At 61.4% G+C, this 11990-nt stretch carries 9 protein-coding genes; all 9 read left to right on the forward strand.

Annotated features, from left to right (window positions below):
- The first annotated feature begins 126 nt into the window (after positions 1–126).
- The 9 genes from ACK59H_RS04885 (at position 127) to ACK59H_RS04925 (ending at position 11806) form a co-directional block, all read left to right on the forward strand.
- Positions 127–843: an SIMPL domain-containing protein gene (locus tag ACK59H_RS04885; RefSeq protein WP_060480371.1), complete on the forward strand. Its 717-nt coding sequence runs from the start codon at positions 127–129 to the stop codon at positions 841–843.
- A 375-nt stretch (positions 844–1218) separates the two neighbouring features.
- The gene (locus tag ACK59H_RS04890) at positions 1219–2844 is read left to right on the forward strand and encodes an ABC transporter substrate-binding protein (RefSeq protein WP_060480372.1); all 1626 of its coding nucleotides are present in this window, start codon (positions 1219–1221) and stop codon (positions 2842–2844) included.
- A 150-nt stretch (positions 2845–2994) separates the two neighbouring features.
- A complete protein-coding gene (locus ACK59H_RS04895; RefSeq protein WP_060480373.1) occupies positions 2995–4587 on the forward strand; it encodes an ABC transporter substrate-binding protein in 1593 nt (530 codons plus the stop codon).
- A 201-nt stretch (positions 4588–4788) separates the two neighbouring features.
- Positions 4789–6168 carry an OprD family porin gene (locus ACK59H_RS04900; RefSeq protein WP_060480374.1) on the forward strand — a complete coding sequence of 460 codons (1380 nt, stop codon included), beginning with the start codon at positions 4789–4791 and terminating at the stop codon, positions 6166–6168.
- Between the two features lie 73 nt (positions 6169–6241).
- Positions 6242–7837 carry an ABC transporter substrate-binding protein gene (locus tag ACK59H_RS04905; protein ID WP_060480375.1) on the forward strand — a complete coding sequence of 532 codons (1596 nt, stop codon included), beginning with the start codon at positions 6242–6244 and terminating at the stop codon, positions 7835–7837.
- Between the two features lie 74 nt (positions 7838–7911).
- On the forward strand, positions 7912–8922 hold the full coding sequence (locus ACK59H_RS04910) for an ABC transporter permease subunit (protein WP_060480376.1): 1011 nt from the start codon (positions 7912–7914) through the stop codon (positions 8920–8922).
- Between the two features lie 10 nt (positions 8923–8932).
- A complete protein-coding gene (locus tag ACK59H_RS04915; protein ID WP_060480377.1) occupies positions 8933–9859 on the forward strand; it encodes an ABC transporter permease subunit in 927 nt (308 codons plus the stop codon).
- 10 nt (positions 9860–9869) lie between these two features.
- Positions 9870–10838 carry an ABC transporter ATP-binding protein gene (locus ACK59H_RS04920; protein WP_060480378.1) on the forward strand — a complete coding sequence of 323 codons (969 nt, stop codon included), beginning with the start codon at positions 9870–9872 and terminating at the stop codon, positions 10836–10838.
- Positions 10838–11806: a peptide ABC transporter ATP-binding protein gene (locus tag ACK59H_RS04925; RefSeq protein WP_397468715.1), complete on the forward strand. Its 969-nt coding sequence runs from the start codon at positions 10838–10840 to the stop codon at positions 11804–11806. Before ACK59H_RS04920 ends, ACK59H_RS04925 begins: the two co-directional genes overlap by 1 nt.
- Positions 11807–11990 lie beyond the last annotated feature (184 nt).

Here is an 11990-nt window from a genome sequence, read left to right on the forward strand (position 1 = left end):
CAAAGCGCCACACTTTGTCACACATGCTGGGCGGCACCTTTGAACCCACTACACTGCTCTGGGTCTTATGGGCCATGCGTGGAATGGATGGCCAGACCCCACGCTCACATTGCCAAGGAGTAACCCATGTACATGCCAAGTCGCGGCGCCGCTTTTGTCCTTACCTGTGGCCTGCTGGCCAGCTTGCCGGCCCTGGCGGCCGACGAGCCACGCTACAACCAGGTATCGCTGCGCGCCGAAGTCAGCAAGGAAGTGGCTCGCGACCTGATGGTCGTGACCCTCTACAGCGAAGCGCAGAACACCGACCCAGGCAAGCTTGCCAAGCAGATCACCGAAACCATGAACAAGGCTGTGCAGCAGGCCCGCCAGGTCAAGGACGTGAAAATCAGCCAAGGCAGCCGCAACAGCTACCCGGTCTATGACAGCAAGGGCCAGAAAATCACCGGCTGGCGTGAGCGCGCCGAACTGCGCCTGGAAGGTGCTGACTTCCCTGCCCTCTCCCAGCTCACCGCAGACCTGCTGCAGGAGCTGAAGATGGGCGGTATGGACTTTTCCATCGCCCCGGCCACGCGCAAGGCCAGCGAGGATGAGCTGCTCAAGGAAGCTGTGGACGCCTTCAAAGCCCGTGCGCAACTGGCGACTCAGGCGCTGGGCGGCACAGGCTACAAAGTGGTCAGCCTGAACCTCAACAGCTCTGGCTACCCCCGCCCTTACCTGCGCAGCGCACCGATGGCGATGAAGGCCATGGCAGCCGATGAGACCGCGCCAGCACCGGACATCGAAGCCGGTACCAGTGAAGTCAGCATGAATGCCGATGGCCTGATCGAAGTGCAGATGCCCTAAATAGCTGCACAGGCCCTAGTGGGAGCGGTTTTACCTGCGTTCCAAGCAACAGGCAGCTCGGTCAGGGCTTGGCCTGTATTGGCGGGTCACATTGCTCCCACAAAGGGTTCGCTAAAGGATTTTTCCTACGCACCGCATGAGTGCATCCTACAAAATTCCCGCCTCGTAACATCCCGCAAAAAGCCATCATTTTGCCCACGCAAACGTTCAACTTCGCTAAAAGTTATACGAATGCGACATCCATGTACGATCGTACTACTTTTCTGACGCCAACTATCCTTCAGACGGTTGCATTGGGAACATCCCCTGCATAAGTATCCGCAGGTCGGCTCACGAGGCCACCTCAACATCAAAAATGACAACAATGAGGCCACCATGCTCAAACACGCAGTCATTCCGTTCCTGCTAGGTGCAGGCTTGCTCGCTGGCGCTCCGCTGGCCCACGCCGCCTCCAATCTGGTGTTCTGTTCCGAAGGCAGCCCAGCTGGCTTCGACCCAGGGCAATACACCACCGGGACCGACTTCGACGCCTCGGCCGAGACCATGTTCAACCGCCTGACGCAGTTCGAGCGCGGTGGCACTGCAGTGATTCCGGGCCTGGCAACCCAATGGGAGGTCACAGATGACGGCAGGAGCTACACCTTCCACCTGCGCGAAGGGGTCAAGTTCCACACCACCGACTACTTCAAGCCGACCCGTGAATTCAACGCCGACGACGTACTGTTCACCTTTGACCGCATGCTCGACAAGGATCACCCTTTCCGCAAGGCTTACCCCACCGAGTTCCCGTACTTCACCGACATGGGCATGGACAAGAACATCGCCAAGGTGGAGAAGCTCGACGATCACACGGTGAAATTCACCCTGAACGAGGTAGACGCCGCCTTCATCCAGAACCTGGCCATGAGCTTCGCCTCCATTCAATCTGCCGAATACGCCGATCAGTTGCTCAAGCAGGGCAAAGCCGCCGATATCAATCAGAAGCCCATCGGCACCGGCCCGTTCGTGTTCAGCAAATACCAGAAAGACGCGCAGATCCGCTTCAAGGGCAACAAGGACTACTGGAAGCCTGAAGACGTGAAGATCGACAACCTGATCTTCGCCATCACCACCGATGCCTCGGTGCGCATGCAGAAACTGAAGAAGAACGAATGCCAGGTCACGCTGTTCCCAAGGCCAGCCGATATCGAGCCGCTGAAAGCCGACAAGAACCTGCAGATGCCGCAGCAAGCCGGCTTCAACCTTGGTTATATCGCCTACAACGTGATGGACAAGATCAAGGGTAGCAACGAGCCCAACCCAATGGCCCAGTTGAAAGTCCGCCAGGCGCTGGACATGGCCGTGGACAAGAAGAAGATCATCGAATCGGTGTACCAGGGTGCCGGGCAACTGGCAGTCAATGCCATGCCGCCCACCCAGTGGTCCTATGACAACACTATCAAGGACGCGCCGTACGACCCGGAAAAGGCCAAGCAACTGCTCAAGGAAGCCGGGATCAAAGACGGTACTGAAATCACCTTGTGGGCCATGCCTGTGCAGCGCCCCTACAACCCCAATGCCAAGCTGATGGCCGAGATGCTTCAGGCTGACTGGGCCAAGATCGGCATCAAGGCCAAGATCGTCAGCTATGAATGGGGTGAGTACATCAAGCGCTCCAAGGCAGGTGAGCAAGGCGCCATGCTGATTGGCTGGAGCGGTGACAACGGGGACCCGGACAACTGGTTGGGCACCCTCTATGGCTGCGACGCCGTTGATGGCAACAACTTCTCCAAGTGGTGCTACAAGCCCTACGACGACCTGATCAAACAGGCCAAGGCCACCTCCGACCAGGCCCAGCGCACCGAGCTCTATCAAAAGGCTCAGCACATTCTCAAAGAGCAAGTGCCTATCACTCCCATTGCCCACTCCACCGTCTATCAGCCGATGAGTGCCAAGGTGAAGGACTTCAAGATCAGCCCCTTCGCGCTGAACGCGTTCTACGGCGTCAGCGTGGACAAATAGGCTAGCCCAGGTACCCGCTGCCAGGCGGTGGGTACCGCCTCACCACCCCCAAGCATCTCGCGCCCTCCGACGCCACTGGCGACGGAGTCGGCAAACTGTTGCCGCCATTCGTACCCGTGGGCGGCGTAAGCAGCTGGAAAAGGAACCGCCATGCGCCCTGTCATCTATCGCTCGACCCTGCTCGCTCTCGGCCTGCTGAGCCAGGCCACTGCCGTGCAGGCCAAGAACCTCGTGTTCTGCTCCGAAGGCAGCCCCGCTGGCTTCGACACCGCGCAGTACACCAGCGCCACCGATAACGACGCTGCTGAGCCGATCTACAACCGCCTGGTGGAATTCGAACGCGGCGGCACGGCGGTGCAACCGGCTCTGGCGACGAAATGGGAAGTTTCCGACGATGGCCTGCGCTACACCTTCCACCTGCGCCAAGGGGTGAAGTTCCACGCCAACAAAGCATTCACCCCAACCCGTGACTTCAACGCCGACGACGTGTTGTTCACCTTCAACCGCATGCTCGACCGGGAACAACCGTTCCGTAAGGCTTACCCGACCGAATTCCCATACTTCGTCAGCATGGGCTTGGACAAGAACATTGCAAAGGTCGAGAAGACCGGCCCGATGACCGTGGTGTTCACCCTGAACAAGGTGGACGCAGCCTTCGTCCAGAACCTGGCGATGAGCTTCGCCTCGATATTGTCCGCCGAGTATGCAGGGCAACTGCTGGCCAGCGGGCGGCCCAGCGACATCAACCAGCAGCCGATCGGCACCGGGCCGTTCGTGTTCCAGCGCTACCAGAAGGACTCGCAGATTCGCTTCAAAGGAAACCAGGATTACTGGGCACCGGATGAGGTGAAAATCGACAACCTGGTGTTCTCGATCAACATCGACCCGTCGGTGCGCATTCAGAAGCTGCGCCGCAACGAATGCCAGGTCACCTTGCACCCACGCCCGGCCGATCTGCCTGCGCTCAAGGCCGACGCCAAGCTGCAGGTCATGCAACAGCCAGGCTTCAACCTCGGCTACATCGCCTACAACACCCAGCACCCGCCGTTCGACCGCCTGGAGGTGCGTCAGGCCATGGACATGGCGGTGAACAAGCAGGCCATTTTACAGGCGGTGTATCAGGCCTCTGGCCAACTGGCAGTCAATGCCATGCCGCCGACGCAGTGGTCTTACGACAGCAGCCTCAAGGACGCACCCTTCGACCCGGAAAAAGCCAAGCAACTGCTACAGCAAGCCGGGGTCGAGCCAGGCACCGAAATCACCTTGTGGGCCATGCCCGTGCAGCGGCCTTACAACCCCAACGCCAAGCTGATGGCCGAAATGCTCCAGGCGGACTGGAACAAGCTCGGCTTCAAGGTGCGCATCGTCAGCTACGAATGGGGCGAGTACTTGAAGCGTATGAAAAGCGGTGAGCACGACGTCGCACTGATCGGCTGGACCGGTGACAACGGCGACCCGGACAACTGGCTGGGCACCCTGTACAGCTGCGACGCCATCGGCAGCAACAACTACTCGCTGTGGTGCGACCCGCAGTACGACAGCCTGGTCAAGCGGGCCAAGCAGGTCACCGACCGCAAACAGCGTACTGCCCTCTACCAGCAGGCCCAGCAGCGCCTGAAGCAGCAGGTGCCGATCACCCCCGTGGCGCACTCCACGGTCAACCAGCCGCTGAGCATCAAGGTGGCAGATTTCAAGGTCAGCCCGTTCGGGCGTAATGACTTTTCCGGCGTGAGTGTCGATTAGCCCCTAGCCCCTGGCGCCGCTTCGCAGGTCACCCGACTGCAACGGGTAAGACTGTAGGCGCGGCTTTACCCGCGAAAAGGCCAGCACAGCCAACGCAAGGCCCCGATTTGGCCCGGCGACCCCGGGCAACCCTGGCAACACCGCAACAAGCCGGCCCATAAGGCCAGGCATAACTAGAAGAACAGAAAGGGAGTTTAAATCTTGAGACTATTCACCTTGACCGCTTTGGCGTTATCCATCGGCAGCTTTTCTGCCGTAGCCCAGGCCGACCCGCAGAGCCAGCAATACCTACCGCTGAGCCTCAAAACCACCAGCGAACAAGACCAGGCCACAGGCTTTGTCGAAGGCCAAAGCCTGTCCGGCAGCACCCGCAACTGGTACGCCCATGAACGCGCGACCCGCGCGCCACTGTGGAAGTACTACAAAGGTGACGGCACCCGCCACGACACCCACAGCCGCAACAACTGGGTGCAGGGCAGCATCCTCAATTACAGCTCGGGCTTCACCCAAGGCACCATCGGCTTTGCCGTAGAGGCTGCCGGCTACAACGCCATCGCCCTGGAGCAAGGCCGGGCCGCGATCGCCGGGCCGAACAACCGCACCCTGACCCACAGCGATGGCGACCCCATTGGCCAGTGGAGCAAGATGGGCCTGGCCAACGTCAAGGCGCGCCTGTCCAATACCACCCTGACGGTCGGCCGCCAGTCGGTGGACACACCGATGATCGCCTACATCGGCAACCGCGCCCTGCCCTCGAGCTTTCAAGGGGCATTTGTGCACAGCGCCGAGTTCGACAACCTGTCGATCGACCTGGGCACCTTCGACCGTGTATCGCCACGTACCGAACAGAGCCTGAGCAAATTCCGCAGTGAATACAGCGCTACGGGCGTGGAAACCGACCGCGCCAGCACCGCCGGGGTCAACTACCAGCCGTTCAAGAGCCTGACCACCAGCCTCTACACCACCCACGTCGATGATTTCTGGAACCAGTACTACTTCGGTGCCAGCCACGTGCTGGGCGACAGCGCAGTGTTGGCGCTGACCACTGGCCTGAACTACTACAAGACCGTGGATACCGGCAGCAAGAAGATGGGCGATATCGACAACGATACCTACAGCCTGTCGCTGGGCCTGACCCATCAGGCGCACACCCTCACTGCGTCTTGGCAGCAGGTCAACGGCAACGAGTACTTCGACTACCTGCATGAGACCAACGGCATCTTCCTGGCCAACTCGCTGCTGTCGGACTTCAACGGCCCCAACGAGAAATCCCTGCAGCTGTCCTACGTGCTGAACATGGCGCCCTACGGCGTTCCAGGCCTGAAATTCAACCTGTACAACGCCCGTGGCTGGGGCATCGACGGCACTCATTACCGAGGCACCGCCTACGACGTCAACGGCCTGGACGGTGAAACCCACTACGAGTGGGGTATCGGCACCAGTTACGCAGTGCAGAGTGGGCCGCTGAAGGACACCAGCATCCGCGCCACCTATACCGCCCACCGCGCCAGCAAGGCTCAGGGCGATGGCAGCCTGGACGAGTTCCGTCTGGTGACCACCATTCCATTCAACATTCTCTGACCGATGGCGCCACGGCCCGCTTCGAGCCGGGCCGTGGCGGCTACGCTGGAATCAATGCAAGCAGGGAGTATCCATGACATCGCTACCGCTTCGCGCTGCCCTGGCAGCGGTCATCCTCGGCGTCGCCGGCAACCTTGCGGCCAAGCCGTTGGTGGTGTGCACCGAGGCCAGCCCGGAAGGCTTCGACGTGGTCCAGTACACCACGGCGGTCACTTCAGACGCTTCGGCTGAAACGCTGTTCAACCGCCTGGTCGACTTCAAGCCTGGGACCACTGACCTGCAGCCGGCCTTGGCCGAACGCTGGGACATATCCGCCGACGGCCTGACCTACACCTTTCACCTGCGCCAAGGGGTGAAGTTCCATACCACTGACTACTTCAAGCCAAGCCGAGACTTCAACGCCGACGATGTGCTGTGGAGCCTGAACCGTCAGCTCGACCCCAAGCACCCGTGGCACGGCAAAACCAGCGTGGGTTACCCCTACTTCGAGAGCATGTCCTTCCAGCAATTGCTCAAGTCGGTGGAAAAGACCGACGACCATACCGTGGTCATTACCCTGACTCGTCCCGAAGCCCCGTTCCTGCGTGATATGGCCATGGCCTTCACCTCGATCTATTCCGCCGAATATGGTGACCAACTGCTCAAAGCCGGCAAGACCGGCGACCTCAACAGCAAGCCGATCGGCACTGGCCCGTTCATCTTCCAGCGCTACAACAAGGACGCCCAGGTGCGCTTCAAGCCCAACCCGGATTACTTCCGTGGCAAGCCGCCAAGCGACGCGCTGATCTTCGCCATCGCCACCGACAGCAATGTGCGCCTGCAGAAACTGCGCGCCAATGAATGCCAGGTAGCGCTTTACCCCAAGCCGGACGATGTAGCGTCGATCAAAGCCGACCCGTCGCTGAAAGTGGCCGAGATGGAAGCCTTGGTCACCGGCTACATCGCCATGAACACCCAGCACAAGTATCTGAGCGACGTTCGCGTGCGCAAAGCCATCAACATGGCCTTCGACCGCCAGACCCATGTCGATCAACTGTTCGGCAAAGGCAACGCGCTGGTCGGGGTGAACCCGTACCCGCCGACCATGATCGGCTACAACACCGAGAACAAGAACCCGCCGCGCGACCTTGCCAAGGCCCGCGAACTGCTCAAGCAAGCCGGCGTACCCGAAGGTACGGTGATCACCCTGTTCACCCGCAACGGCGGCGGCCCGACCAACCCCAACCCGCGCCTGTCCGCCGAAATGCTCCAGTCCGACCTCAAGCAGATTGGCCTGAAGCTGGACATCCGCGTGATGGAGTGGGCCGAAATGCTGCGCCGGGCCAAGAACGGCGAAGCGGACCTAGTGTCCACCGGCTGGGCCGGCGACAACGGCGACCCGGACAACTTCCTTTCGCCGCTGCTCAGTTGCGAAGCCGCCAAAAACGGTGAGAACTATGCACGCTGGTGCAATGCCAAATTCCAGGAACTGATCACCCGCGCCCGCGAAGTGATCGACAACGACGAGCGCGCCCGGCTCTATGCCGAGGCTTTGAAGGTGTACGATGACGATCAACCCTGGATCAGCATGGCCCATCCGAAGATGTTCACCGCCATGCGTGACAACGTGGAGGGGTATGTGATCAACCCTCTGACCAACAACAACTTCGCCACCACCAAGGTGAAGTAGAACAACAACGATCGCCGGGACCCCAAACGGGCACCGGCGGCACTGCGTGACCCGCTGATGAGGTATCCCCGACAATGTTGAGTTTTATTGCCCGGCGCCTGGGCTTGCTGATACCGACCTTCTTCGGTATCACCTTGCTGACCTTCGCGCTCATACGCCTGATCCCCGGCGACCCCGTGGAAGTGATGATGGGCGAGCGCAGGGTCGACCCTGAAATGCACGCCCAGGCCATGGAGCGCCTGGGGCTGAACAAGCCCCTCCCGGCCCAGTACCTGGACTACGTCGGCAAGCTGGCCCAGGGCGATTTGGGTGAATCGCTGCGTACGCGTGAAAGCGTGTGGCGCGAGTTTCTCACCCTGTTCCCTGCCACCTTGGAACTGGCCTTGGCCGCCCTGCTGTTTGCCGGCATCGTCGGCCTGCTGGCCGGGGTGATCGCCGCGCTCAAGCGCGGGTCGCTGTTCGATCACGGGGTAATGGGCATCTCGCTGGCGGGCTATTCCATGCCGATCTTCTGGTGGGGCCTGATCCTGATCATGTTCTTCTCCGTCAGCCTGGGCTGGACGCCAGTGTCCGGGCGCATCGACCTGCTCTATGACATCGAACCGAAAACCGGCTTCATGCTCATCGATACCCTGCTCAGCGACGAGGAGGGTGCATTCAAGGATGCCGTGATGCACCTGATTTTGCCGGCCATTGTGCTAGGCACCATTCCTTTGGCGGTGATTGCCCGCATGACCCGTTCGTCGATGCTCGAAGTGCTGCGTGAAGACTATATCCGCACCGCCCGCGCCAAGGGCCTGTCGCCCGCCCGCGTGGTGTTCGTTCATGGCCTGCGCAACGCACTGATCCCAGTGCTGACGGTGTTCGGCCTGCAGGTGGGTACGCTGTTGGCCGGCGCGGTACTGACCGAAACCATCTTTTCCTGGCCGGGCATTGGCAAGTGGCTGATCGAAGCCATCGGCGCCCGTGACTACCCCGTGGTCCAGAACGGCATCCTGTTGATCGCCTGCCTGGTGATCCTGGTCAACTTCGTAGTGGATATTCTCTACGGCCTGGCCAACCCACGCATCCGTCATCAGCGCTGAGGCCTTTGCCATGACTAGTCCGATTGCTAAATCCGTCGCACCGGCCAGCCCGGTGGACCAAAGCCTACTGTACCCCTCGCCGTACAAAGAATTCTGGCACGCCTTCGCCCGCAACAAGGGCGCCGTGATGGGCCTGGCCTTCATGTGCCTGGTGGTGTTCTGCGCGTTGTTCGCGCCCTGGGTTGCACCCCATGACCCGAGCGAGCAGTACCGGGACTTTCTGCTGACCCCGCCTGTATGGCTCGAAGGCGGCACCTGGCAGTTCATCCTCGGCACCGATGAGCTGGGCCGCGACCTGCTGTCGCGGCTGATCCAGGGTGCACGGCTGTCGCTGCTGATCGGCCTCTCTTCGGTGGTGATGTCGCTGATCCCTGGCATATTGCTGGGCCTGCTGGCCGGCTTCTTCCCGCAGCTACTCGGCCCTTCGATCATGCGCCTGATGGATGTGATGCTGGCCTTGCCCTCGCTGCTGCTGGCAGTGGCCATCGTCGCGATTCTCGGCCCAGGGCTGATCAACACCGTCATCGCCATCGCCGTGGTGTCCTTGCCGTCTTATGTGCGCCTGACCCGCGCAGCAGTGATGGGCGAGTTGAACCGCGACTATGTCACCGCTGCACGTCTGGCCGGTGCCAGCCTGCCACGGCTGATGTTCGTCACCGTGCTGCCAAACTGCATGGCGCCGCTGATCGTGCAGGCCACCTTGAGCTTCTCGTCGGCGATTCTCGATGCCGCCGCCCTGGGCTTTCTGGGCCTTGGCGTGCAACCGCCGACACCGGAATGGGGCACCATGCTGGCCTCAGCCCGAGACTACATCGAGCGCGCCTGGTGGGTGGTGAGCCTGCCTGGCTTGACCATTCTGCTCAGTGTGCTGGCAATCAACCTGATGGGCGACGGCCTGCGCGATGCGCTGGACCCGAAACTCAAGAACGCCGCCTGAGGAGAACGCCATGTCACTGTTGCAAATCAACAACCTGAACGTGCGCTTCGGCGAGGCCGACGCGGTGCCAGTGGTCGATGGGCTTGATCTGAAGGTCGAGGCCGGCGAAATCCTGGCCATCGTCGGCGAATCTGGCTCGGGCAAATCGGTCACCATGATGGCCCTGATGGGCCTGATCGACGCCCCCGGGCGTATCACCGCCGATGCCCTGACCTTCGATGGCACCGACATGCTCAAGCTCAGCGGCCGCCAGCGGCGCAAGGTGGTGGGCAAGGATATCGCCATGGTCTTCCAGGACCCGATGACCGCGCTCAACCCCAGTTACACCGTCGGTTACCAGATCGAGGAAGTGCTGCGCCAACACCTGGGCCTCAAAGGCAAGGCCGCCCGCCAGCGGGCTCTGGAGCTACTGCAGAAGGTCGAAATTCCGGCCGCCGAAAGCCGCCTGGATGCCTACCCCCACCAGCTGTCCGGAGGCATGAGCCAGCGTGTGGCCATCGCCATGGCCATTGCCGGCGAACCCAAGCTGCTGATCGCCGACGAACCCACCACTGCACTGGATGTGACCATCCAGGCACAGATCATGGAGCTGCTGGTGAACCTGCAGCAAGAGCGCAACATGGCGCTGATCCTGATCACCCACGACCTTGCCGTGGTGGCAGAAACGGCAAAACGGGTATGCGTGATGTATGCCGGCCAGGCCGTGGAAGTGGGCCAGGTGCCGGAATTGTTCGAAGTACCCGCCCACCCTTACAGTGAAGCGCTGCTGGCGGCGATCCCCGAGCACAGCATCGGTGCCGAGCGCCTGGCTACCTTGCCGGGCATCGTCCCTGGTCGCTACGACCGCCCCGCTGGCTGCCTGCTGTCGCCGCGCTGCCCGTACGTGCAGGACCATTGCCGGCGCCAGCGCCCTGCCCTCGAGCCGCAGGCCCATAGCTTGGTGCGTTGCTTCTATCCGCTGAACCAGGAGGTGGCGTGATGGCCGTCGTTCTCACTGCCCGGGACCTGACCCGGCACTATGAAGTTTCCCGCGGGCTGTTCAAGGGCCGTGCCCTGGTGCGCGCGCTCAATGGCGTGTCGTTCGAGCTGGAAGCAGGCAAGACCCTGGCCGTGGTCGGAGAGTCGGGCTGCGGCAAGTCCACCCTGGCCCGAGCCCTGACACTCATCGAGGAGCCTTCTTCGGGCTCGCTGCAAATTGATGGCACCGAGGTGAACGGCGCCAGCAAGGCTGAACGCAAACAGCTGCGCCGTGATGTGCAGATGGTATTCCAAAGCCCCTACGCCTCGCTCAACCCACGCCAGAAGATCGGTGACCAACTGGCCGAGCCGCTGCTGATCAACACTTCCCTGAGCAAGGCCGAACGGCGCGATAAAGTGCAAAAGATGATGGAGCAGGTGGGGCTGCGTCCTGAGCACTATCAGCGATACCCGCACATGTTCTCTGGGGGCCAGCGCCAGCGCATCGCCCTGGCCCGGGCAATGATGCTGCAGCCCAAGGTGCTGGTGGCCGACGAGCCGACGTCGGCGCTGGACGTGTCGATCCAGGCCCAGGTGCTCAACCTGTTCATGGACTTGCAGAAGGAGTTCAATACCGCCTACGTGTTCATCTCGCACAACTTGGCGGTGGTGCGACACGTGGCCGATCAGGTGCTGGTGATGTACCTGGGGCGCCCGGCGGAAATGGGGCCCAAGGCGGATATCTACGACAAGCCGCTGCACCCGTATACCCAGGCGCTGCTGTCGGCGACGCCGGCGATACATCCCGATCCATTGAAGCCGAAGATCCGCATCGCCGGGGAATTGCCCAACCCGCTCAATCCGCCGGATGGGTGCGCGTTCCACAAGCGCTGTCCGTATGCCACCGAGCGCTGTGCCAAGGAGGTGCCGGCGTTGCGGCAGGTGAACACGCGATTGGTGGCATGCCATTATGCGGAGCAGTTTCTTTAGTGCGTGACCATTGAAAAGGGCCCCTAGGCGGCTAATGCTGTTCACTTAAGCCTAGAGGCTCGGCGTGGGCTCTTCGGTGAGGCGCAGATCGAGCGCCGCCCGCGCGGCGCATCGCGCGCTGCGCTCGCTCCTACGTTTGTTTCGGGCCAATTTATCCTCAGGCGATTTCGTGCGGGCCCCATGG

The organism is Pseudomonas sp. KCJK9000 (assembly GCF_046230725.1).
In the GTDB taxonomy this organism is placed as follows: domain Bacteria; phylum Pseudomonadota; class Gammaproteobacteria; order Pseudomonadales; family Pseudomonadaceae; genus Aquipseudomonas; species Aquipseudomonas promysalinigenes.